At 58.6% G+C, this 25,180-nt stretch carries 14 protein-coding genes and 1 rRNA gene; 9 read left to right on the plus strand and 6 right to left on the minus strand.

The features are described from left to right. Positions 1-37: 37 nt before the first annotated feature. Complete coding sequence (locus A9Q02_RS15265; protein WP_097653954.1) at positions 38-562, minus strand: Uma2 family endonuclease; 525 nt, start codon at positions 560-562, stop codon at positions 38-40. 78 nt (positions 563-640) lie between these two features. Between A9Q02_RS15265 and A9Q02_RS15270 the strand changes: the two genes are divergently transcribed. From A9Q02_RS15270 to A9Q02_RS15285, 4 genes are all read left to right on the plus strand, one after another. Continuing rightward, positions 641-3,301, plus strand: a complete 2,661-nt coding sequence (locus tag A9Q02_RS15270; protein WP_097653955.1) for a hypothetical protein — start codon at positions 641-643, stop codon at positions 3,299-3,301. Positions 3,302-4,438: 1,137 nt separating this feature from the next. After that, positions 4,439-5,548 carry a ferrochelatase gene (hemH, locus tag A9Q02_RS15275; protein WP_216361530.1) on the plus strand — a complete coding sequence of 370 codons (1,110 nt, stop codon included), beginning with the start codon at positions 4,439-4,441 and terminating at the stop codon, positions 5,546-5,548. A gap of 264 nt (positions 5,549-5,812) precedes the next feature. Continuing rightward, entirely contained in the window at positions 5,813-8,320 is a 2,508-nt protein-coding gene (locus A9Q02_RS15280; RefSeq protein ID WP_097653956.1) for an endonuclease MutS2, read from the plus strand. Between the two features lie 165 nt (positions 8,321-8,485). Continuing rightward, positions 8,486-10,648 (plus strand): cyclic nucleotide-binding domain-containing protein, encoded by a 2,163-nt coding sequence (locus tag A9Q02_RS15285; RefSeq protein ID WP_097653957.1) that lies wholly within the window; start codon positions 8,486-8,488, stop codon positions 10,646-10,648. Positions 10,649-10,784: 136 nt separating this feature from the next. On the opposite strand, the gene A9Q02_RS15290 is transcribed toward A9Q02_RS15285, so the two are convergent. Further along, positions 10,785-11,282 (minus strand): hypothetical protein, encoded by a 498-nt coding sequence (locus A9Q02_RS15290; protein WP_097653958.1) that lies wholly within the window; start codon positions 11,280-11,282, stop codon positions 10,785-10,787. Between the two features lie 433 nt (positions 11,283-11,715). Here A9Q02_RS15290 and A9Q02_RS15295 point away from each other — a divergent pair, with 433 nt between their 5' ends. Next, a complete protein-coding gene (locus A9Q02_RS15295; protein ID WP_097653959.1) occupies positions 11,716-13,380 on the plus strand; it encodes a phytoene desaturase family protein in 1,665 nt (554 codons plus the stop codon). 120 nt (positions 13,381-13,500) lie between these two features. Here the strand turns inward: A9Q02_RS15295 and A9Q02_RS15300 are convergent, their stop codons facing one another. Then, positions 13,501-14,061 (minus strand): hypothetical protein, encoded by a 561-nt coding sequence (locus tag A9Q02_RS15300; protein ID WP_097653960.1) that lies wholly within the window; start codon positions 14,059-14,061, stop codon positions 13,501-13,503. 190 nt (positions 14,062-14,251) lie between these two features. Between A9Q02_RS15300 and cysK the strand changes: the two genes are divergently transcribed. Further along, a complete protein-coding gene (gene cysK / locus A9Q02_RS15305; RefSeq protein ID WP_097653961.1) occupies positions 14,252-15,181 on the plus strand; it encodes a cysteine synthase A in 930 nt (309 codons plus the stop codon). 69 nt (positions 15,182-15,250) lie between these two features. On the opposite strand, the gene A9Q02_RS15310 is transcribed toward cysK, so the two are convergent. From A9Q02_RS15310 to A9Q02_RS15320, 3 genes are all read right to left on the minus strand, one after another. Beyond that, complete coding sequence (locus A9Q02_RS15310; RefSeq protein ID WP_097653962.1) at positions 15,251-16,153, minus strand: MBL fold metallo-hydrolase; 903 nt, start codon at positions 16,151-16,153, stop codon at positions 15,251-15,253. A 39-nt stretch (positions 16,154-16,192) separates the two neighbouring features. Beyond that, positions 16,193-19,993, minus strand: coding sequence for a DNA polymerase III subunit alpha (dnaE, locus tag A9Q02_RS15315; protein ID WP_097653963.1), 3,801 nt, complete (start codon positions 19,991-19,993; stop codon positions 16,193-16,195). A gap of 268 nt (positions 19,994-20,261) precedes the next feature. Then, positions 20,262-20,687: a single-stranded DNA-binding protein gene (locus A9Q02_RS15320; RefSeq protein WP_097653964.1), complete on the minus strand. Its 426-nt coding sequence runs from the start codon at positions 20,685-20,687 to the stop codon at positions 20,262-20,264. 437 nt (positions 20,688-21,124) lie between these two features. Between A9Q02_RS15320 and A9Q02_RS15325 the strand changes: the two genes are divergently transcribed. From A9Q02_RS15325 to A9Q02_RS15335, 3 genes are all read left to right on the plus strand, one after another. Then, positions 21,125-24,208, plus strand: coding sequence for a GAF domain-containing protein (locus A9Q02_RS15325; RefSeq protein ID WP_097653965.1), 3,084 nt, complete (start codon positions 21,125-21,127; stop codon positions 24,206-24,208). Between the two features lie 11 nt (positions 24,209-24,219). Then, the gene (locus tag A9Q02_RS15330) at positions 24,220-24,798 is read left to right on the plus strand and encodes a YdcF family protein (protein ID WP_141508946.1); all 579 of its coding nucleotides are present in this window, start codon (positions 24,220-24,222) and stop codon (positions 24,796-24,798) included. Positions 24,799-25,105: 307 nt separating this feature from the next. Next, positions 25,106-25,180: ribosomal RNA gene (locus A9Q02_RS15335) — 16S ribosomal RNA — on the plus strand; the annotation flags it as partial.

The following is a 25,180-nucleotide window of genomic DNA, read 5'->3' on the forward strand; positions in this document are numbered from 1 at the left end:
AAGACGACCAGCAAAGCTGGTCGTCTTCCGGTGTCGCCTAGGTGATCGTTACCCGACAGCCGCACCGCAGATCGATGGTCACGGGTGCGTTGTGCACATGGCGCTCATGATCCGGGGTGTCGTGATAGACAACCCCGGTGCGAGGGTCAACGATCAGCACATCCTGCACGCCATAGGCAAGGTAGAAGGGCGCACCGTCAACACCGAGATCTTTCTCTTCATAGCCTACACTGAGCACCTCGACGACAGCCGCAGGGATCATCGTCAGCGCCTCATCGCTATCCGGTGGCTCGGTGCAGAAGATCGCGAGATCAGGGCGTTTAAGCGAACCATCCGGGTCGCCAAAGCGAATCAGCGTATCGGCGAGCGCGAAGCAACCGCAGCCTCCAGCCTGCCCCGGGATCGGGCGCAGTGAACGTTCGATCCGTTGCAGCGCCTTCTGGTGCCGACTTGCCGGTGATGTTTCCCACTTCATCCGGCCACGGACATATTCGAGCCGTACCGGTGCCTTTGATGCATCGGTCTGCGCGATAATCTCGGCGATCTCAAGTACGGTGCTCATCAGTTCTCCCCTCCTTGCGTTATGCTTATTATACCAGCCTCCAGCGCGGGGAACCGGTCTACGCCTCAGGACTTTGCAATGCTCTGGCAACAAATGCCAGCACTGCTGGCGTTTGTTGCCAGAGCGCATATAATGCACCGTATGCTGTATCGTCCTTCGCTGGTGCGTGTGGCCCAGGTTGCGCTGGGGTTGCTCGCGATTGCCTATCTGCTCTATGCTGCTGTGCATGTGCGGCAGCTTCTGGCGTTTCCTTTTCCTCTTGACTATGGCGAAGGCCCGCTGGTTGCTCAGGTCGAGCGCCTGCGTGCTGGGGTGCCGATCTGGCGTCTCTATGCTGATCCAGAGCACGCCCCTTTTCTGATTGTCAATTATCCTCCGCTCTATCTGGTGCTTACGGCGATGCTGACGCCGCTGACAGGGTCGGTGTTGATCGCTGGTCGCCTGCTTTCCCTGGTTGCGACGCTCGCTGCAATGGGTGCCATTGCGTTGCTGGCCCGCCCTGGAGCCACCACGGCTTCCCCTACGGTACGCCGTACGTCGTGGTTGCTTGTGCTCCTCTTTCTTGCCATCCCAATTGTCCGCGAATGGTCGGCCCTGATGCGGGTTGACCTGCTCGGCCTTGCGCTCGGGCTCTGGGGCTTGGTGGTACTGGTACATCCGCCGTTGCCCTCGCTGCGCCGCGTGGTCGTCGCTGGCCTCTTGTTGACCGCGAGTCTCTTTGTCAAGCCGTCACTCCTTGCGGCCCCGCTTGCCGCCTCGGCCTGGCTTGCCTGGCAGGCTTTGCCAGCCCTGATCGATGCGCGCCAGACGCTACCGGGGCGCAGGCGGCGCCGTCGCTATGCCGACCGCTTGCCGCTCTACCGCTTGGTGGTGCTTGGGTTGACCCTCGGCCTGGCAGGCGGGCTCACCTTGCTTGCAATGCAATGGGCGAGCCAGGGCTGGTTTGCGCTGCATGTCGTCGCGGCCAATGCGAATCGCTGGGACGCCGAGTTGGCGCTGCAGTTCTGGGTTCAGCAGATCCGCTTGCGCTGGGCGCTTGCGGCTGCCGCCTTGCTGGTTGCGTTCGCCGGGCTCGCTCTGATGCGCCGCACCCCTGTTGCGACTGCCGAGGCTGAGCTGGATGCTTCGCCGTCCAGATCCTCGTCGCGAACCCTCCCCCGCTCTGCTGTCGAGCGGGAGCCAGGGGGTGAGGTCAGATGGCCGCGCTCGTCGTTCCAACTCGCGCTCTTGTATACGCTCGCCGGTTTTCTTACCGCGCTTGGCGTGGGCAAGGTTGGCGCGTATAGCAACTATTTCCTCGAACTCTACGCTGGTCTGATCTGGCTCATCGCGCTCGCGCCGAGTCTGATACGCTGCTGGTTGCCGTGGCGTGGGCCGCTCTTCTACGGGTTGCTTGTGCTGGCACTGGCCTACTATCCGCCGCTGTGGCACGCCGACCAGTTGCGTCCGGCCACTCTGGTCGAGCCATTGAAACCGCGGTTCGTCTTTGGGCGTCATGGGCTGCTGACCGATGCCAGGCGGCAGGCCGAAGTGTTAGCGGCCCAGACCAGGGTGGGGACAGTGCTTGCGACGACGGTGCAAGCGGCGGGGCCGGTGGTGCTGACCGACATGCCCGGAGTTGCCGCCGCCGCCGGGGTGACCTCGCGGCTCCAGGCGTTCGAGATGCGCCAGTTGCTTGATCAGGGGCTGGCCGACGAAACGGCGTTGCTGCACGAGCTCGCCAATGGCACGCTGCCCCTGGTGATCATCGATTACCTGGGCAACTGGCTAAGCCCCGGTGTCGTCGAACTGGTGCAGCGCCGTTATGCGCACGACGGTTCGCTGGGCACCTTCGATCTCTATCGTCCGATCGCAACCGGGCCAGCCTATCCGCTTGACGGCGAGCTTGTCCTGGGCGACACGGCTTTGCGTCTAACGAGCTATGCCATTGTGCCGTCAGTGGGGCAAATCTACGAGCCGGGTGAACTGGTGACGTTGACGCTGCTCTGGCAACGCACGGCTATGCCTCCTTCCAACGATGACCTGAGCGTCGTGGTTGATCTGGCGGCTCTCGACGGCGGCATTGTGGCAACCAGTACCCGCGAATTGCTCTACGGCATCTATCCACCGTCGCGCTGGCCGACCGACGCCACGGTGGAACATATGCACCCCTTTGAAGTCCCAACGAATCTGCCGCCAGGCTCGTACCAGATCAAGGTTAGCCTTGTTGATGCTGAAGGCGTATCAGCAGATGTGATATTACCGACGCCCCTCGCAGTTGCGCCGCAAGGCGGGCAATATGTCGCCGCAACCGACTATATGGTGCCGGGGGTTATGTGGGCCGCCTGGACAAACCTGGGTGGCCTCGAGCGCCTCGGGTGGCCGTTGACGCCGCTGGTTCCCTTTGACTGGGGGCGCCTACAATGTTTCGAGCGCCTCTGCCTCGAACTCCGGGGCAACGCAGTGACTCCGCGCCCCTCTGGGACAACCCTCTATCTCGCTGAAACTCGTCGGAGCACCACGTGTCGCGATGGTGCCCCGTCGCCTGATGGCCTCTGCCCGGCCATGGCCGAAGCTGCAGCACGCATCGCCCTGCCTGGCACACCCGTGAGTGGTGAAATGTGGCACGGTGATCGCATCGTTCAATGGACCACCCATACCCGCTTTGAACGCCCCCTCAACGATGAAGCTGTCATGCTCGGGCGACTTGGGGCCGAAACCTTACGCCTACCGCCAGGGCAGCGCTATCGCTGGCCGTAGCCCCCCGCCCGTGCCTTTTGGGATACTGCTGGCAAACTTTGTATGAGTGACCTTCGCTCAGAGAGCCGGTACTCCCCACAGCGTCGTTGCGGTTTTTTGCGGAGGAGGGCTGTGACGACCTCGCTTGGTGGCCCAGGATGCACGAGGCGCAATTTCTCGACGCAAGACGACCCGAAAAACGCAGGGTGCCGCTCAGTTGGGGTTTGCCAGCAGTATCCCAAGAGGGCCAGGGGCGCGCGGCGGGGTGCCAACGCCAGCCATGTCATTCCGAACGGAGTGAGGAATCTTCGCTGCGGCGCATGGAAGACCCCTCGCTGCGCTCGGGGTGACATGGCTGGTGCAGCGGGGTGCCACGGCGGGCGCTCGGAGTGACAGGGCGGATGCCTTGGGGTGGCAAGGGCGCGCGGCGGGGTGCCAACGCCAGCCATGTCATTCCGAACGGAGTGAGGAATCTTCGCTGCGGCGCATGGAAGACCCCTCGCTGCGCTCGGGGTGACATGGCTGGTGCAGCGGGGTGCCACGGCGGGCGCTCGGAGTGACAGGGCGGATGCCTTGGGGTGGCAAGGGCGCGCAGCGGGGTGCCAACGCCAGCCATGTCATTCCGAACGGAGTGAGGAATCTTCGCTGCGGCGCATGGAAGACCCCTCGCTGCGCTCGGGGTGACATGGCTGGTGCAGCGGGGTGCCACGGCGGGCGCTCGGAGTGACAGGGCGGATGCCTTGGGGTGGCAAGGGCGCGCAGCGGGGTGCCAACGCCAGCCATGTCATTCCGAACGGAGTGAGGAATCTTCGCTGCGGCGCATGGAAGACCCCTCGCTGCGCTCGGGGTGACATTGCTGGTGCAGCGGGGTGACACGGCGGGCGCAGCGGCAGCGGGGTGACACGGCGCGCCGCCCCCCTTGCCCGTGCCCTACCAACGCAGGGCACGGGCAAGCCGTGCCCCTACAACGCACCGCCGCCGTACGGGCACGGCTTGCCCCCGCCCCCGCCCCCGCCCCCGCCGTACGGGCACGGCTTGCCCGTGCCCCCACGCGTGCTTCGGCCTTATGATATATATGGTATACTACGCATAGTTTTGATAAGATTTGCATAGATTCTGAAGAAGAGCGCGTGCGCTCAATACAAAGGTAGCTCGCTCATGTCCGTGCAGACTGGCATTGTGATGCTTAACCTCGGGGGACCAGCGACCCTCGATGAAGTCGGCCCTTTTCTCGTCCGCCTTTTTGCTGACCGCGAAATTATTCAGTTGCCCCTGCAAGCCTGGCTCGGCCCCTTCATTGCCCGGCGACGCACCGCTGCCGTGCAAGAGAATTATCGCCTGATTGGCGGTGGTTCACCGATTTTGCGCTGGACTACTATCCAGGGCGAAGGTATGATCCGCTGGCTCGACCGGCTCTCGCCAGCGACGGCACCTCATCGGTTTTATGTCGCTTTTCGTTATGCGCCTCCCTTTAGCGAAGATGCCCTGCGTCAGATGCAGGCCGATGGGGTGAAACGCGCGGTTGCCTTTACCCAGTATCCCCAGTTTTCCTGCGCCACCACCGGCTCAAGCCTCAACGAGCTCTGGCGGGCAGCGCGGCGGCTTGGCCTTGGCAATGCGTTCTCTTGGAGTATGATTGACCGCTGGCCGACCCATCCCGGTTTTATCGAGGCAATGACCCGTAGCGTGCAGATCGGGCTTGAACAGTTTCCTGCCGCTGAACGCCATAACGTGCTCTTGCTCTTTAGCGCCCACTCGTTGCCCCTCAAGATCATTGATCGTGGCGACCCGTATCCTCAGGAGATCGGTGCGAGTGTGCAGGCGGTGATGGTGCAACTCGGGTTTGCCTACGAATATCTGCTCGCCTACCAATCGGCGGTTGGGCCAGTGCGCTGGCTTGGGCCACAGACCGAGCAGGTGATCAAGCAACTGGGCGCGCAGGGGCGGCGCAACGTTCTCGTTGTCCCGCTTGCCTTCACGAGCGACCACATTGAAACGCTCGCCGAGATTGACCATGAATACGGCGAATTAGCTCACCGCGCCGGCATCACCAACTTCAAACGTGCCCCCGCCCTCAACGACGATGAAAACTTTCAACGTGCCCTCGCTGATCTTGTCGCTGAACACCTCGCAAGCGGGCTCAACCACTCGCGCCAGTATCCTCTGCGCTGCCCCGGATGTACCAGTGATCAGTGTCGCAACCTGCTCAATCCGGTTGCCTCGCCGGAATCCGTTGCGCTCGCGCACGACCGTCAGCTGCGAATGTAGGGCGACAGCCCTGCACACCCACGCTTGGGGCCGCAGGCCCATCCGCATGAACGTAAGCCTCCGGCTCGGGTTTGCGGTCCTGCGGCCCCAAGCATCTCGCTTGTGCTGGCGAAAACGGCCAGCGAAGCTGGCCGTTTTCGCCAGCACAAGCATGGGTTTTTAGGGCGACAGCCCTAAAAACCCATGCGCATCAGTCCGCAGGCTCCCAAAAAATCAATCCTATGGATGAGGTACCCACAGCCTGGCTGTGGTACCATACATCCTATGAACATAGCACCACAAACGCTCGAAACCCTCGAGTTTTTCAAAATTCGCGAGCATCTCGCTCGCTATACGGCCTTTTCTGCGTCACGCGAGCTTGCCCTCGCCCTCTTGCCTTCGACGCAGCTGCCCGAGGTTCGTCAGGCCCTCGCGTTGACGAGCGAGGCCCGTCAGTTGCTCGATGAGTTTCCTGATCTCTCAATTGGCGGCATTCGCGATATTCGCCGCGCTGCCCGCCATGCCGAGCGCGGTGGGGTGCTCGATGGCGCGAGTTTGCTTGAAATTGCGGGTACGACCATGGCCGCTCGCCAACTCCGCACTCGTCTGCTCAAGCTCAACCCCGAGCTCTTTCCCCTGGTGATCGAGCGCGCCGCGTTGCTGCCGATCCTTCCTCCACTTGAAGATGAGATTCTGCGTGCGATTGGTGATGACGGCAATGTGCTTGATAGCGCAAGCGCTGAACTGGGCCGTCTGCGCCGGGAGATCCGGATTGCCTTTGCTCGCCTCCAGGAAAAGCTTCAGAATATGATCGGGTCGGCTACGGTTGGAGCAGCCCTGCAAGAGCCGCTTATTACGGTGCGCAACGGGCGGTATGTGGTGCCCGTCAAGGCTAGCCATCGCAAAGATGTACGCGGTCTGGTGCATGATCAGTCGAGTAGCGGTGCAACCCTCTATATCGAGCCAATGGCGGTGGTCGAGTTGAATAATCGCTGGCGTGAGTTGCAAGCCGCCGAAGAAGAGGAGGTGCAGCGCATTCTCGCCGCACTTGCCGAGCGGGTGGGCCTGGCCGCGCCGCTGCTTGTGGCCGCCGTCGAAGCGATCGCCGAGCTTGATCTCGCCTTTGCCAAGGCGAAATATGCGACGAGCCTGCGCTGCGTCGCCCCCGAGGTGGTCAACTGGTCGCCTGATGTGCCGCTTCCCCCGGTGGCTGATCCTCAACTCGTTGACCCCGACCGTGAGCGGGCACCATTGTTGCTCACCGAGGCGCGCCATCCGCTGCTCGAGCAAAGCACCGTCGTACCAGTGACGCTCTGGCTCGGCGCTTCGTTTCGTTTGCTGCTGATTACAGGCCCCAATACCGGCGGAAAAACGGTTGCCCTCAAAACGACCGGCTTGCTGGCGCTGATGGCCCAGGCCGGTCTGCATATTCCCGCTGCTGCCCCGTCGCGTCTGCCGGTCTTCCACCATATCTTTGCCGACATTGGCGACGAGCAGAGTATTGAGCAGAGCCTTTCGACCTTTTCGTCGCATATGCGCACGATCATTCGTGTGCTTGGTGCGCTCGAAGCAGCACCATTGCCCGAAGAACTCTGGGATGCCGATCACTGGAAATTGCTGAGTGAAGAACGCCCGCCAGCGCTCGTGCTCTTTGATGAACTCGGGGCTGGTACCGATCCGGTGGAGGGGGCCGCACTCGCGCGCGCCATTGTCGAGCGCCTGCTCGAACTCGGTGTGCTCGGTGTCGCGACGACCCACTATGCCGAACTCAAGGCGTTTGCCTACAATACCGATGGCGTGCAAAATGCCTCGGTCGAATTTGACCTCGAAACACTCGCCCCCACCTATCGGTTGAGCATTGGCTTGCCAGGCCGTTCCAATGCCCTCGCGATTGCGCGTCGCCTCGGTCTCGATCCCGTGCTGGTTGACCGGGCGCATAGCACGCTTGACCGGAGTGATGCAGCGGTCGAAGATTTGCTCGCCGGCATTCACAAAGAACGTGAAGCAACGTCGCTCGCTCTCTTGCGTGCCGAAGAACTCCGTGTTGATGCCGCGAAGTACCGCGATCGCCTCGAACACGAATGGCAGCAATTTCAGCAGCAGCGTGAACAAGAGACTGAAGCCGCCCATCGTGAGCTCGAAGAAGAATTGCGCGAAGCACGCGGCGAACTCAAACGGTTACGTGACGACTTCCGCAGTGTCTCGCTCTCGCGTCAGTGGCTCGAAGAGGCCGATCAGCGCTTGAAGGATACTGCCGAGCAGGTGAAAGCCGTCGCCAGGCAAGCTAGGCCTGCCACCGTCGCCCCGCGTACTCAGGAACCGCGCCCTCTGCAACCTGGCGATACGGTCATGGTGCGCTCCGTCGGGCTCAAAGGCGAAATCGTCGCGCTTGATCACGAAGATGCCACGGCGACCGTTCAGGTTGGTGGGTTTCGTATGACGGTGGATCTCCGCGAATTGACCCGCGAAAAAGGTCAGCCTGAAACGGCGAATTCCCGTCGCGACTATCGCCCCGAACGTACTGTTTCCCTCCCGCCCCCCCCAGATGTCTCTATGACCTTCGATATGCGTGGCTGGCGCGCTCACGAAGTGAGCGACCGGCTTGATCGCTACCTCAACGACGCCTACCTCGCCGGCCTTTCCCAGGTGCGCCTTGTGCATGGCAAAGGTACAGGTGCCCTGCGCCAGATCGTGCGCGATGTCCTCCAGACCCATCCCCTGGTCGTCAATTTTGCTGGCGGCGGGCGCGATGGTGGGGATGGCGTGACCGTTGCGACCCTCGTTGACCGCTAAAATCCTTCCTGGCTCGGCAACGTGTTGTTTGGGTGAAAGATGCCAGCTTTGCTGGCATCTTTCATTGAACAAAACACAAAGAAAATATCTGCAAACCAAAAGCATTTTATCGTTTAATATATGGTTTGAGGGATTTTGGTCGGGTTCTGTTGAAGGAAATACCCCATGGCTGGCACAAGCACACCTCCTGATCCTCCTGACCACATTCGTCACCTGCCCAATAGTGTCGCAGTGGTGGCTACCAGTGGTGGTGATGTGCTGGTGCATTGTCCCCCCGAGACGCTGAAATATTTGCTGCATGATGGTCTGATTCCGCCGTCAATTATTGTGTTGCCGGTTGATCTGACCGCAGGGCAGGAACTCGGCTCGAGTGGTTTTGTGCGCCGGGGGATCAACTATGCGAGTGTCGAGTTTTTGATCTACTCGAACTTCTTTGGGCAGCAACGCAAAACACGCCTGGTGACCGTCACTGAGCACCAGGCCCGGCGTCTGCGCACGATCCTCAACGAAACAATCCGCGGGCCTGCTGATCCTGAAGATTATGGCGAGTTTGCCTGGGTACAGCAGGAATGTGCTGCCGTCGGCTATTATGCGCCGCTTGGGCGGATGTTGCTGTTAGAAGATCTCGTCGAGATTGTGAGTCTTGAGGCCGGGGGCGGCGATTTTGGGGTGACGCAGCTCGCCCTTGAAGATGACCATTTTGCCTTTCGTGAAGCAGGTCGCGTCATCGCTCGGCTCACGACCCAGATTACGACGCTTGCCGTGCCCCTTCATCTCGCCCCACCGCGCCCGCTCCAGCGTCAGGAAATTACGCTGCAATTCATTGGCGGCAGCGATGGCTTTGATCCCTCTGGCATTACCACCTGTTTTCTCGCGTACCTTGGTTCAACGGTGCAGACCCAGGCAACGCTCTTTGATGCGGCGGCCTATGTGGTGCTGCGCCTTGGCAATCTGGGCGTCTCGCCAAGCCATATCTCTGCGGTGGTGCTGTCGCATCTGCACGAAGATCACCTCGCCGGGTTGCCCGAGTTGATCTTGATGGGCAGCCATCGGGTGCGCTTGGTGACTTCGACCTTGATCTATCGTAGTCTGCTGCGCATCCTCGAAGCAATGCTCGATGTGCCGGCCAATCAGGTGGCGGCACTCTTTGATTTCTATTGCCTTGATCCCGGAACTCCGCTTGAACTGGAAGGACGCCACTTTGAGGCGATCTATGCGATCCATTCGATTCCCACGATTGCGGTGCGGGTGCAGGGCATCTGCTATTCGGGCGATATGCGCTATGACGAGGCTTGGTTTAGCGAACTCGAAGCCCAGGGGGTGCTGCTGCCCTGGCGCCGCGAGCAACTGATGCGCTTTGCTGAAGGGGCGAGCATTCTGGTTCAGGATGTTGGTGGAGGAGCGATCCATACGACGATGTCGGCCCAACTCCTTCAAACCCTCACCGCCAAGAGTCAGCGCCTGGTGCTCGCTCATACCAACAAAAATCAGTTGCCCGAGGATAGCGATGGCCTGGGCGATCGCATTGCGTTTGCCGGCAGTGGCATGGTCGTTGGCATGGGCGCCCATGTGCCTGGCGATGCCTTTACCGAAATGGTTGAGACAATCGCCGCCTGTCCTATCTTCGCCCGTTTGCCCATTGGTGAGCGGCTGATCCTTGCCAGTCAGGTCGAAGTGGTCAATTGGGCCGACGGCGATGTGATTTTGCACCAGGGCGATCCCTCTGATGGGGTGACCTATATTGTGCATTCTGGCCTGGTCGCGATCGATATGGATGGGGCTCAGATGCGCTTGCTGGGCCGTGGTAGCAGCATCGGTGAGCGGGGGGCCCTGCTTGGTGAGGCTCGTTCCACCACGATGCACGCCCACGGTGAACTCCAGCTTTTGAAACTCACCCCCGAGGTCTTTCTGCCGATTGCCAACACCTTGCATCTTGTCGAGGCATGTACTCGTGCCGATTGGATGGCCGAGTTGCCGATGCTACGGAGTTTGCCATGGGCTAGTTTGCTTGATCTTGCGCTCGATTTTCAACCATATCATCTGTTGCCGGGTGATATCCTCTTTTTGGCGGGCGAACCCGGGTATGAAGGTTATCTGCTGGTATCCGGTATGATGCGCCTGCTCGATCCTGCGGGCAACGAACTGGCCGTCAAAGCCACTCCTGGCACCTTCATCGGGGGCTATGCCGCCCTGTCGGGTGAGCCGCGCCGTACCAGTGCGCTGGCCGTGACGCCAGTCGTTGTCTGGAGCCTGCCGGCCTCGACTCTCGAGCGCCTCAATTTGCTCTATCCTCATCTCCTCTTGCACCTGCGCACGATCGTTGAGTAAGCGGCTGTCTGAAAAGCCCTGATCGGGCCAAGGAGCCGTGTGCCAACCTAAGAGCGTGGGCCGCCGTTCGCGGGAACGACATGGCGAACTGGCCCGTTGGATGCCCGCTTCCGCGGGCATCCAACGGGCGTTCAAGTCAGGGCGCATCTTCAGCCCAGAGCATGCCGACGCGCCCGCCGCCCAGGGCCATGATGCCATTATCGAAGGGGGCTTCGCTCAATGAACGCCAGCCAGTTATCGCTTCTCCCGCGAGATCGTAGATTGCCACATCGCCGCTGATGGCCCCGTTGGTAAAGTAACGACTTCCCTGGGGAAAGAGCGCCAGGAATTGGCTCGCCAACCCGTCGGCCTTTTCGCGGGGCATCACTTCGGTCGGATACGCCAGCTCGCCGACGATCAGATGGGTCACGAGTTTGGCGGCAATCCGCCGAGGTACCTCGATCCACGCTGCGCCAAGGCCGCGCAAGCCCGCCGCCTCAGCGAGTGCATCGAGCGCCGCACTCGCCGGGCCCGGCGTGGCCTCAGCGAGACGGGCCACCAGCAAACTCAGTGGATAGCTCGTGGCCCGTGCATGGTCGAGCGCATCGGCCAGTTCCATCAATGCTGGATCTTCATCAGGGAGTAACATCACCATCAATTTTGCCTTTAACTCTAGCTTCGTAACATGATGAGGGTGTCAACGGAAAATGGCCTGGCAACATAAAAGAAGCCCCTGCATCGCAGGGGCTCCTTCAGGTCCTGGAGGGGTATCACCAGACTGGTTGAACCTAACGGGCCTCACCAGCAGTGATACCCAGACGCTTATGATCACTCATGGGCATCACCTCCTTTACGCCTGAACGGCATTTCTTGTGAAACTTCTGACAAGAGTACTATACCTGAGACGTTTGTCCGTGTCAAGAGTAAAAAGCGGGAATTTTTTCCTGTCCTGGTCAACGAGCCAGCTTTGCTGGCTCGTTGACTAGGGCAGGTGAGGGGTGATGCGTCTGTTGCTCTTGTCACGGCGTGGCTGAATCTGGCGTATACTAACATGATGCGAGCGCATCTTGCACAGAAAGTGAATATCCATGGCTCAGCAGAGTGATTATGATGTTATTGTCGTTGGCGGTGGTCACAATGGGTTGACCACTGCTGGCTATCTGGCGAAGGCTGGCAAACGGGTGCTAGTCGTTGAACGGCGTGAGATTGTTGGGGGTGCCGTCTGTACCGAAGAAGTTATTCCAGGGTACAAGATTGATGTTGGTTCGTCGGCCCATATTATGATCCACCTCACCCCGATTGTGAAGGATCTGGAACTTGAGCGTTATGGGCTCGAATATATTCAGATGGATCCCTTTGCGTTCTTTCCCTTGCCCGATGGAAGTGGTTCGATTAGCTTTTATCGCGATACCGAAAAAACAATCCAGAGCATCGCCTCAGTCTCGCCTCGCGATGCCGAGGCCTACCGTCGGTTTCTTGCCTATTGGACACCGCTCAATGAAGCGGTTTTTGATGTGTTTCTCAATCCCCCGTCGGCGGCCCGCCTCTTTTCGACGGTTGGTTCGGCAACCTCACAGTTGCCGTTGGCCGACCGCAATCCGTTTGAAGTGACGCGGCGCTTCTTTACGAGCTATGCTCAGTTGATCAATGAGACCTTTGAGAGCGAGCCGATGCGGGCGGCGATGACTTGGCTTGCCGCCCAGAGTGGCCCACCACCTGATGAGATCGGGGCGGGTGACTTTTTTGGCTGGCACGCGATGATGCATACCTGTGGTGCAGCCCATCCGCGCGGTGGGAGCGGTGAGTTGACCCAGGCGATGGCCCGATCCTTCAAGAGCGCTGGCGGCGATCTCGTCCTTGGTGCCCCTGTGCGCCGGATTATTGTCAAGAATGGGCAGGTACAAGGGATCGAAACGATTGATGGGCAGCGTTATTCGGCCCCCATCGTTGTCTCCAATGCCCATGTTCTGACCACTATGCTCGATCTGGTTGGCCCCGAACATCTTTCCTCTACCCTCGTGCATCGTCTGCGCAATATCCGCATCGGCAATGGCTTTGGGATGACTGTTCGCTGTGCCGCCGAAGAGTTGCCCGATTACTTGGCAGCTCCAAGCGGCGGTCAGCCCCACGAGAGCCACCACGGGTTGCAATTGCTCAGCCCTTCGATGGATTATGTCCGTCGTGCCTATGAGGATTATCTGCGTGGTCAACCCGCCCACGATCCAGCCGTCATTGCGATGACCTTCTCGGCGATCGATCCCGATGTTGCCCCTCCTGGCAAACACACCGTCTTCCTGTGGGCGCAGTATTTTCCCTATGCCCTCAGCGATGGACGCCATTGGGACGATGTGCGCGAAGAGGCTGCCGACTCGATCCTCGAGGTGCTCTATCGGTATGCTCCCAATATGCGCGGCAAGATCATTGATCGTTTCATTCAGAGCCCGCTTGATCTTGAGCGTCGCATCGGGTTGCTCAAGGGCAATGTGATGCACGTTGAGATGAGTTTTGATCAGATGTTCTTCTTTCGCCCGCTCCCTGAGTTGGCCGAATACCGCACGCCTATCAAGGGGCTCTATCTGACCGGGGCCAGCACACATCCGGGCGGGGGTGTCTTTGGGGCCAGTGGCTCGAATACGGCTCGCGTTGTCTTGCGCGACGTTCACCAGCGCACCTGGGTGCCGTTGGCCGCCGGCGCCGGCGCCGGTGCGCTCGCCGCCGGGCTCTGGGCGGCCAGCCGCATGCGGCGCCCGTAGCAGACTGCTGCGGGGGCGGTGTGGCTTTAGGCCCCAAGAATCTCGCATACGCAAACGGCCAGCGAAGCTGGCCGTTTGCGTATGTATAAGTACAATGTGTTGGCGTAGCCCCAAAATAGGCTACTCTTCGTGCGCCTCGTAGTAGGCCGCCAGGCCCGCCAACGCCATTTGCGCCAGGAAGGGTGTGACTTCGTTGCCAAGTGCGGTGCGGAAGGCACTGTAGTCAATGGCGACGGCTTCGCGCCACTGCTGCGCGGCAACGTAATCGGGGAGGTAGCGCCGCAACTGCGCCGCTAGATGCCGTCGTGTGTTGGGTAAGGCTACGGTGAGTACCGCTGTCCGCAGGTAATCCGAAAAGGCCTCGCTCTCCTCTTCCTCGACAATTGGTGGTTCACCACACTGCCGCAGCATTGCCTCGACGAGCTCATCGGCGAAGTGCAATGGTGCAAAGGTGTCCCTTCGAAAGAGTTCTAAACAAAAGCTGTTGGCTGCCTCAGGGTCGGCATAAAAGGCATTGGCGACCGCACGCTGCCCTTTGAGCGCTTGCGAAGCCGCGAGAATGCGCTTTTGCTCGTCTTCATCTGGCTCTGATGCGAGCCAACTGCCTGCACATCGCGTGAGCCGGGTGGCTTCTGTACCCCCGCCCGCTCGCGTTGAGACCCGAACTGATCTTCCTCGCATGCGTTGTCTCTCCTTCGTCTCCCTACGTGCCTTGATCTGATGCAGGGTTCCTCCCCTGATGTGGATGCTAAGGGTGCAGTATACTCTATCTCGTAATCTTTACTATTTCTATTAAGAACTTGACTTTGTGCCTCGTCAGGTCTACAATATGCTGGAAAGAAAGTTTGTAGTTTGTAAGGAGTAGGAGATCATGGCGCGCATTTTTGGGAACATTACTGAACTAGTGGGCAATACTCCGCTTGTGCGCATCAATCGGGTCAATGATAGCCATGCAACCCTTGTGGCCAAATTGGAATTTTTCAATCCCGCCAGTTCGGTCAAAGATCGTATCGGGCTCGCGATGATTGAGGCCGCCGAGCGCGCTGGTTTGATTACACCCGGCGAGACGGTGTTGGTTGAGCCGACGAGTGGCAATACGGGGATTGGGTTGGCTTTTGTCGCTGCCGCTAGGGGCTATCGCTTGATTTTGACGATGCCCGAGACGATGAGTGTCGAGCGTCGGAAGTTGCTGCGTGGCTATGGGGCTGAACTTGTGCTCACCCCGGGGCCTGATGGCATGCGGGGCGCGATTGCTCGCGCCGAGCAGATCCTCTCCGATCTCCCCAATGGCTATATGCCTCAGCAGTTCAAGAATCCGGCCAACCCCGAGGTGCATCGCCTCACGACCGCCGAAGAGATCTGGCGCGATACCGATGGGGCGATTGATGTGCTGGTCGGTGGGGTTGGTACTGGTGGTACGCTGACCGGCGTGGGTGAGACGCTCAAGGCGCGCAAGCCTTCGCTGCGTGTGGTTGCGGTTGAACCCGAGGCTAGCCCGGTGCTCGCCGGTGGGAAGCCTGGCCCGCATAAGATCCAGGGTATCGGGGCCGGTTTTGTCCCCGAGGTGCTCAATACCGCGATTCTTGATGAGATCCAGCCCGTCAGTAACGATGATGCGTTTGCCATGGCCCGTCGCCTGGCGCGCGAAGAGGGTCTGATGGTTGGGATTTCAAGTGGTGCCGCTTGTGTTGCTGCACTTCGTGTCGCTCATCGCTCTGAATATGCAGGCAAGTTGATCGTCTTTATTGTGCCCAGCAACGGCGAGCGTTACCTCAGTACCCCCCTCTATTCCGAAGAGTAAGCGTTGGCTGCTGGCCCGACACCGCGAAGGGGGCGCTCAGTCAAACTGAGCGCCCCCTTCGCGGTGAGGTTATCCCTGCGCACTCCGCTGTTTTTTCAGGTAACGCAGCATCCCTGCGGTACTCATCTCGCTCCAACTGCGAGCCATCGTTACCGCCGGGCTGTCGTCGGGGCAACGAATCCACTCTGCGGCCAGCGCGATCGTGTCAGATTCACCTGCATCGAGCGCCTTCTCTGTCAGGTCAACCAGTTCTTCCAGTTTCGCGTGGGCGCGCTCTAACTGGAAGTCAACATCATCGTGCGGGCCATAGTGGGTCACATAGATCCGCGGCAGGTTCATCCCTCGCAGCAGCGCGATCGTGTTCCGCTGCGCCACCAGATTATAGGTCGGCACTGGCGTCACCGGGAAAGCGAGCCCCCAATGATCCATAATCAGGCCGGCTGCGTCGCCAATAAAGAGCCCTCCGCTCTTTAGATCACGGTAGGAAAGATGATCCGGCGAATGCCCCGGGGTCGCGATCGCGGCAAGCACCACGTCACGACCGAGGTCTAGCCGCAATTCTTCAGCCGGAAGCAATCGTTCCGCCGGAATCGGTTTAATGTCGCCATGCAACGGCCATGCCGCTTCACCAACTGCTCGCCGCACACTCGGAACCAGCTTGGAGGGGTCAACAAGATGCGGCACGGAGGTGCTGTGAATATAGACCGTCGCGCGGGGGAGCGCCGCCGCCAGATATCCGGCCCCACCGGCATGATCCATGTGGATATGCGTACAGAGAATGTGCTCGACCTCTTCAGGCCGAACCCCGAGCTTTTCCAGCCCGGCTAGCGTATGCGGTACCGTCAATGAAGTTCCTGTTTCGATCAAGGCGACTGTTTCACCACGCACAACATAGGTTACACCGACCCCAGGTACACCCAGCAGATTGTGGTCAATCGCGGTAATATGCGCATCAACATTGATGATTTCCACGCCATACTCCTTTTTGATTGATGTGGTTGCAGTGTAACACTATTCTGCGATCACGCGTTCAGCCCCGATCACCCCTTTCAAGCTGTCAATGAGGCCAGAGGAGATCTGAATCGTGTGTTGTGATTGGAGAATGACCGTGCCGACGCCATTGGGCAGATAGAGCGTCACGCGATCAGGGCCGATGCTCTCGCGCAGCACACTGTAGATGTTCTGCATACACCGTACATCGGCTTCGTCATTGCCCGTCCGCGGCAGATAGAGCCGCAAGGTGCGTCCCTGTGGTGCCGCAGGCGCTTCATGATACGTTCCGCCATTGCTGGCATTGCCATTCCCTTTGCCATTGCCGCGACTCTCACCACCGTTCACCTTCACCTGTTGTTTGGCACGAATCGTGGTGATGGGCGTGGTGGGCGTGGTGCTCGGGGGCGGTGTTGGCGGCACTGGTGTTAGGGTGGTGACGTTTGTTGTGCGTGCTGGCTCACGCATTGACCCTGTTGCCGTTGCCCCGGCCTCGGGCTCGACAAGCTCGCCAAACCCCTCAAGATCCATTTCGCTCGCGATCGGTGCAGGCGCTGGTTGGGCCGCCGCAACGACAGGCTCGACACTCTCGACGACGAGTTGGGTCACATCGCGGCGGTTATCAACCTTGGCGGTCAGCTTGACGGCCCCATCATCACACAGCAGATCGCCCGCTTTCGCCAGGGTGCGTGGGAAGGCCACCAGTTCGATGGTGCCGGTCAGATCTTCCAGATTCGCCACGAGCATCGTGTCGCCTTTGCGCGTCGTGATCCGGCGTACCCCATTCAAGACGCCTACAAACGTCATCGTCGAGCCGATGCTTTCTTCACTGATATCGCTCAGACTGCTGACATCTGTTAGATCGACCCCTTCGAGCGCCCGCGCAACCGGATCTTCCGACACATTCAGCCCGAGCAATTCCTTTTCCCAGAGCAACTCCTCTTTCATTTCTGCCGGGTTTGGCGTTATGATCGGCATCGGCACGCGGGACACGTTGAGGCTCTGGGTGCCGCCGGTTGCCTCGCCAAACATATCAAAGAGGCTGCTCTGGCCCACGTCGCGGGCCTTCTGGGCTTCGGCCCCTGCGCTGATCGCCTGGTCGAGAATCGCAAGTTTCTGCCGTCGCGAACCAGGCATGCTATCGAACGCACCACCCTTGATCAGACTCTCTAGGACACGCTTGTTGATCGCATGGCGATCAACGCGCCCACAGAGATCCTCCAGTGAGACGAAGGGGCCGTTGGCTTCACGTTCGGCAATAATCGCCTCGACGGGCCCATCGCCAACATTCTTGATGGCTGCGAGCCCGAACCTGATCCCGCGGTCAAACTGCACGCCTACGGGCAACGTCCCGTTGAGTGCCTCGATCTCGAAGCCCTTCTGCGACGCGTTGACATCGGGTTGCAGCACCGCAACCCCCAGTCGCCGTGCCTCAAGTGCGCCCTTGGCGATATCCTCAATCGTCCCCCCCGCGCCAGTCAACACGGCCGCCATATATTCGACCGGATAGTTCACCTTGAGCCAACTGGTCTGATAGCTGAGCAATCCATAGAGCGTTGCGTGAGGTCGGTTAAACGAGTAGCCCGCAAAAGGCAGGATCAGTTCCCACAACTCGTCGGCAACCTGCTGGCTGATCCCCTTTTTGAGACAACCAGCCTTGAAGATGGCGCCATTCTCGGCCATTAGCGCCTTGTTCTTCTTGCTGATCGCCTTGATGACTACATACGCTTGCCCAAGCGTATAATCGGCGACGGTTTGGAGCAGTTGCATAATCTGCTCTTGATAGACAATCACCCCATAGGTGTCTTCAAGGATCGGCTTGAGAATCGGATGTAGATACTTGATCTGGCCTGGATTATTCTTATTCGCAATATAAAGGGGAATCTGCTCGAGTGGCCCGGGCCGATAGAGGGCCACCATCGCATAGAGATCCTCGACCCTGGTTGGCTTGAGTTGCATCAGGTAACGTGTCATGCCCGCAGACTCAAGCTGGAACACATTGCGTGTTTCGCCCCGCCCCAGACTCGCAAAAACGTTGGGATCATCAAGGGGAATCTGATCTAGCCAGAGGCTCTGCCCGGTCGAGCGCTCGATATACTTCAACGCCTCGGCAACGATTGAGAGGTTGGTTAGCCCGAGGATATCCATCTTGAGCAGACCCATTTTGGCAAGGGTCGATCCTTCAAAGGCGGCCATCACGGCCTGATCATCCTTGGTTGTCCGTTGGAGGGGCACAAGATCCTCGAGCGGCGAGCGACTCACGACGAGCCCACAGGCATGTGTCCCGACCGAGCGCATCCGTCCTTCAACCTTCTTGGCCCAATCAATCAGATCCTTCAGATGAGGCTGCGTCTCGTAGATCTGGCGCAACTCAGGCACGCGCTCGAGCGCCTGGGCAATCGTTGTGCCGACAGGTAGCGTTGGGATAAGCCGGGCAACCCGATCGACCTCACTCAGTTCGATGCCCAGCACCCGCCCCATATCACGCAGCGCCGCCTTGGCCCCGAGTGTACCATACGTGATGATCTGGGCTACATTTTCGCGCCCATACTTAGTGGCGATGTAATCAAGAATTTCGCCACGACGACTATCAGCAAAATCGGTATCAATATCGGGCATCTCGAGCCGTTCACGTGAAAGAAACCGCTCAAAAAGGAGCTTATTGGCAACCGGGTCAACATCCGTGATCTCAAGGGCATAGAGCACCAGCGAAGCCCCAGCCGAGCCACGCGGGAGACAGGGAATCCCCCGCGAACGCGCATACTTCACGTAATCCCAGACGATCAACATATAATCGGGGAACCCGGTGGCATTAATCACATCAAGCTCATCTTCGAGCCGGGCCATATAGTGCTCAGGCGGTGCGCCGTGAAAGCGCTTCATCAACCCTTCTTCACAGACGAGTTTCAGATACGACGACGCATCATGGCCTTCGGGCAGATCAAACTGGGGCAACTGCACGCGGCCAAAGTCGAGCTTGAGATTGCACATCTCGGCAATGCGCCGGGTATTCTCGAGCGGGCCGGTACCATAGCGCTTGAAGCGCTCCCACATGGCCTCACCTGACATAATGTGATAGCTCTCGTCCATGGCAAAATCTTTGGCACAGAATTCCTGATAGGTCAGGTTCATCCCCATTGACATCACCATATGTTGCGTCTTCACATCCTCAGGGCGCACAAAATGGGTATCACTGGTTGCGACCAGGGGAATGCCAAGTTCGTTGCCAATCCGCACCAGTTCGTCATTGATGCCCTCGAGTTCCGGGGTATTGTCGTGCAATTGAAGTTCAAGAAAATAGTTGTCTGGCCCAAGCAAATCGCGGTAATAGGCGGCCATCGCGATGGCCTGGTCGCGTTGCTGCGCCGTGAGTGCCTGAATGACTTCACCCGCAATGCACGACGACGTGACAATCAGACCTTCGTGGTGCTGCTCTAGTAACTCGCGGTCGATGCGCGGGCGCGCAAAGATCCCTTTGCCCATGCCGTCAAGATGTGACCGAGTCGTCAAATGCACCAGGTTGCGATAGCCAACCTCGTTTTTCGCGAGCAGCAACAGATGGTAATAGTTCTTGCCGCCCTTGACCATCTGACTCGTCCGCGAACCAGGGGCCATATAGGCCTCGACGCCGATAATCGGCTTGATGCCGGCCTTTTTCGCCGCATCATAGAACTCCATCGCCCCATACATCACCCCGTGGTCTGTGAGGGCAATGCTATCCATCCCTAGCTCAACGGCACGTTCGGCGATGGCCTTGGTTGAGGCGTATCCGTCAAGGAGGCTATATTCCGAGTGGACGTGGAGGTGTACAAAGTCTTTCATGAAAAAGTCTTTACACTTGTAAAACCAGCAAACCCCACTGCTTATGCAAAAAACGAATGTTTTCCACAGCCTTGCTGTCAATTTAGCGCACCATAACGCGCTTTTTAGACATAACGTAGAGTGGGTGCGGGTCAGACGATTGCTGGTTTCTATTATAACACAGGGCTCTGGCTCTGTGGCTAGTGTAAAGGGTACAAAGCGATCAGTCGCCTCGTATGAGCTGCTCTTACGAGGCGACTGATGGGTCGTGCGGGCGCATCAAGACGCCTTAAAACGGCACGTCTTCGTCGTGGACTGGGGCTTCCACATCTTCGACTTCGGCAACCGCTTCGCTTGGCAGTCCCGGACGAGCATCAAGAAAGAGGACATTCTCAGCGCGAACAAGAGTTCGTGAGCGTGTCTGCCCACTTGCTTTGTCGGTCCACGCGTCGGTGCGCAACGCCCCGTTGACCCGCACCCGACTCCCCTTGTGCAGATAGCTGTTGCACAATTCGGCCAGTTTGCCCCAGGCCTCGACACTCGTCCAATCCGTCTCAAATTCACGCCGCCCCTCGGTATCAAGGTTGGTAAACCGCTTCGTCGCGACTCTTAAACGACAGACCGCCGCACCATTGGCTAGAAAACGTAACTCGGGATCGGCTCCTAGCCAGCCGAGCAACTCTACGCAATTGACGGTTCCCTTCACCGGACCCATACCTGCCCTCTTTCTTACTTGTGCGCCCGCCTCTCCTCTACAGGGTATGCGCTGCGCTCTCCTGATACGCTCGCTATGTATACCGCCGCACGACCCCCAAAGATACGGCCCTTCCTGGAAGCGTGTCTTTTGCCAAATTCGTTAGGGTTGCCGTCCATCCAGATTGTCTCTAAGACAGGTATACTAATAAAGACTGGTATACTCTTATCGTCTTTGAGCAATGCATCCACTCGACCCCGTGCAGGCAGTCGTCGCAAAACCGAGCCGAGCGCTTATTTCGTTTGTGAACGATGTTTCCCGGGTTGTGTAACCCTGAGCGCAGCGAAGGGTCCAGGCGTCCCAATGGCAGAGATACTCCGCTGCGCTTGGCATAACAAGGTCGTGAGCAGCGCAGAAGATGTAGCTCTCACACTAATGTAGATACGATAGCAAGACGCATGGGCGACTCTCTTCAAGCAGCTTCCGCCGACAAACTGGCAACGATCCTCGAGTTGAGCCAGCTTGTCTGCTCTTCACTCGATCTGGCAGTGGTCTTTGAACGCATTCTGACGGCGGTGCGTGATTTGAGCCATGCCGAGATTATTTCGATCATGCTGCTTGACGATCAAGGTGAACAGCTCGAGATTGTCGCTTCCTATGGCCTTGATCCTGCCCAGTTCGAGCACTACCGTTTTCGCCTTGGTGAAGGTATTGCCGGTTGGGTTGCCCGCTATGGCGAGCCGGTGCATACCGCTAGCCCTGGAAGCGATGTGCGGTTTCTGCCGCGAGCAACACCCCATGCCTCAACCCTCTTTGTCTTGCCCTTGCGCGTACGTGACCGCGTCCTCGGCGTGATTAATATGGTCAAACAGACTGATGGGGTCTTGTTTCATCCCGAGATTGTGCAGATGGTGGCGATCTTTGCCGACTATGCTGCGATTGCGATTGATAACGCGGCAGCCGCAGCCGCGCTGCGTTATGCCGCTACCCGCGAGCGCCTCTCGCACCTCGTCTCGCAGGCTCCTCGTCAGTCGGGCGTTGTCAATGCGGTCGTTGAACGCCTGCTCGATGAACTGATCACCACGCTCGAGGTACAAGCGGGTCTCTTTGTCGCGAACAGTGACCAGTCGGGCTATCGCTTGCTCGCAGCCTCCTCTGGGTTTACCCAGGATGTGACCGCGTGGACGCCAGCCCATCCTGAGTTTGCTTGTACCGAAATCAACCGGGGGGCCAGTTCCGCCTTACAGCTTCGCCTTGATGTCGAAGCTGCGCCCGTCGGCTGGCTTCTGATCTGTCCACCCGGAATGAACTATATGTGGCAGCGTGGTGAAGTCGAACTCGCTCGTTTTGCCGCTGATCAGATGGCGCTCTTGCTTGCCAATGACCAGTTGTTCCAGCAAGAACAGCAGAATCGTGCCCTCATTCGTACCCTCAATCAGTTGGCGGCAGCTTCCCATGCCATGGTTGGGCGTGCAACGCTGCTCGATTTTATCCTGGAACAACTCCAGGGCTTGATTGCTTACGATTCGAGTGGCATTTTCCTCTTTCACGATGATGACTATGCTCGGATGGAAGCCGGACGAGGGTTTCATCGTGCTGCCCCTGGCCTTGTGCTCTATATGGGGCCTGGTTCACTTACATGGGATGTCCGCCAGCAACGCCAGGCTCGCTATGTCCCCAATGTCCAGGAGTTGACCGGATGGCAGCCAGTGCTTGATAGCGACCTTGTTCGCGCTTGGATCGGCATCCCTCTGATTGTCCACGATACGGTGATTGGCATTCTGACGATTGATAAATGGACGCCGGGCGCTTTCAGTGCTGCTGATGTGCAGGTGGCGCAACTCTTTGCTGACCACGTGGTTGTGGCAATCAACAATCAACGCCTGTTGTATGATGCCCAGACGCGTGCTAGTCAGTTGCAGTTACTGCACCAGACAACCATGCGGATGGGGACGTATCGTGCCTTGCCACCTCTGTTTGATGATGTCGCCCGCCTCTTGCATCGCACGTTTGGGTACTATCAGGTGCTGTTGGCAACCCTCGAAGGGGAGACTTTGGTGTTCCATGTGGCGTATGGTGTCATCAATGATCCTCGGATCCTCTATCCCGAACAACGTGCGAGTTATCATGAGGGTCTGCTTGGCTGGACTGCCCGTACGGGTGAAACGCTCCTGCTCAATGATGTTCGGGTCGATCCGCGCTATCAACAGCATCCTCGTTTGCCCAGGCTCGCTGCCTCACTGGTGGTGGCGTTGAAACGGGACACCCGCATCCTCGGGATTATTGCCGTTGCTAGTGATCAGACCGGTGCGTTTAGTCAGCACGATCTCTATCTGCTCGAAGCCCTGGCTGCGCAGACGGTGATGGTGCTCGAACAGTTGCGTCAGGATCAAGAGTTGCGGGATGTGGAAGATCGTATCGCCCAGAGCGAACGCTTGCGTGCCCTTGGTGAATTGGCAAGTGGAGTTGCGCACGATTTCAATAATTTGCTCGCCAGCATCCTTGGTCATATCCAGCTCTTGCTTGATGCGTCGCTCAGCGCCGAGGTTGCTGATGAGTTGCGTATTGTTGAACGCTCAGCCCTCGATGGCGCTGCTGCCGTCCGTCGCTTGCACAACTTTGCCCAGACGAATCGCGTTTTGCCCCACGAGATGGTCGATCTTGCTGAACTGGTTGAAGAGAGCCTCGCCATGACCCGACCTGTCTGGCGTGAGGCACCTCAGCGCCGTGGCATTCTGATCACGGTCATAACTGATCTCCAGCCTGTGCCTCCCTTCGCAGGTGATGCTCCCGCGCTCCGTGAAATGATCACGAATCTACTCTTGAATGCTGTGGATGCGATGCCATCGGGTGGTCAACTGACCCTGCATACCGCGCTTGTGCCCGCGTCGGCAAGCCCCCTGCGGCAAGCATCAGCGCTCATTCAACTGAGCGATACCGGGGTTGGTATGAGCCAGGAAGTTCAGGCGCGTATGTTTGATCCTTTTTATACAACGAAAGGGTCAGCTGGTACCGGGATGGGCCTGGCGATGGTCTATGGTATTGTTCAGCAACACCTTGGTCAGATTGTTGCCTCAAGTGAACTCGGTGTCGGCAGTACGTTCAAGGTCTATATGCCTATCCGTTCGGTTCCTCAGGTTGAGGTAAGAGCGCCTACACCATCGCAACCCCCTCTTGCCCAGGCCAGGCGCCTTCTTGTTGTCGAAGATGATCCGCCGGTGCGACGGGTGCTGGTGCGTCAGATCCAGCGCCTCGGTTATCATGTCACGGAAGCCGCAGATGGTGCGACGGCCCTTGCCTTGCTGACGGCACATCACTTTGAGTTGCTCTGTACTGACCTCGGGATGCCTGGCCTCTCGGGATGGGAACTGATTGATCGTGTGCGCATGCACTACCCTGATCTAAAGCTTGTGTTGATCTCGGGGTGGGGCGATCAACTTGATCCCGCCGAAGCACGGGCCCATGGCGTTGATGCGATCCTTGCCAAACCCTTCGAATTTACCAGTTTGCAGCGTGTTTTGTATAGCTTGCTTGACCAATGAAAGAACAACCGTTGCCCTCATCAACCCGATCGGTTTCACCGTGGCCGATCCGCCAGCGTCAGATTCGTCGCCAGATCGTCTATCTCTGGTGGACATTGGTGTTGATCGTGAGTCTTATGCTCGCGAGTGGCATGCTGGCGGTGACCCTCCAAGCCTCACGTGATGATACGCGACGCACCGATCTTGCCCTGGTGGTGATACCTGTCGTGCCCTCACAGGCGATGATTGATCATACCCTTGATCTCTATCGCCGCGGTCTTGTCCCCCAGATGCTACTCGTCGGCGAGGGTAGTGATGGCCTGCGTGCACGCCTTGTTGAACAGGGCCTCAGTGAAGAACGCATTGTGCTGCTGTCGACCTCTCATCACGTGCCTGCCGACCTACAACTCGCCGGACAGAGTGCCCGTACCCAGGGCAGCCAGACCGTGCTTGTCGTTGCTGAACCTGCAGATATGTTGACCGCACTCAAAATTATGCGTGATCAGGATCTCCGTGCGTATAGTTCACCTGTCCGCGAGTCAACCCTCGATCTCGGGACGTTATTCCGCGCTACGATGCGCTATTGGTCCTATGTGCTTGCCCTGTCTTGAGGCTGAAAATTCGTGATCAAACACCGCTTGACAAAATCTAAACCGGGTGCTATACTCCTCAACGTGTTCAGCGGTTTCACCTCTGACGAGGTAAACCAGAACAAGTGAGAGTAGTTCGAGGCCGCAAAGCGAACCGCGCCGACAAAGTCGGAGACGTCGCCAGGCCGGAGGGGAAACCCGCCGCCTGGTTTTTTGTCGCCAAGACCTCTCACAATGCACCTTAGCAACTAAACAGTGACAGCATAAAGTAATGGTTTCACGTTTATTCAGTGGCGTAGACCTGACCGTAAGGTCAGAGCTTCACCATTCAACGCAGAGTTTGATCCTGGCTCAGGACGAACGCTGGCGGCGTGCCTAATGCATGCAAGTCGCACGCAGGGTG

Source organism: Candidatus Chloroploca asiatica (assembly GCF_002532075.1).
Taxonomy (GTDB): Bacteria; Chloroflexota; Chloroflexia; order Chloroflexales; family Chloroflexaceae; genus Chloroploca; species Chloroploca asiatica.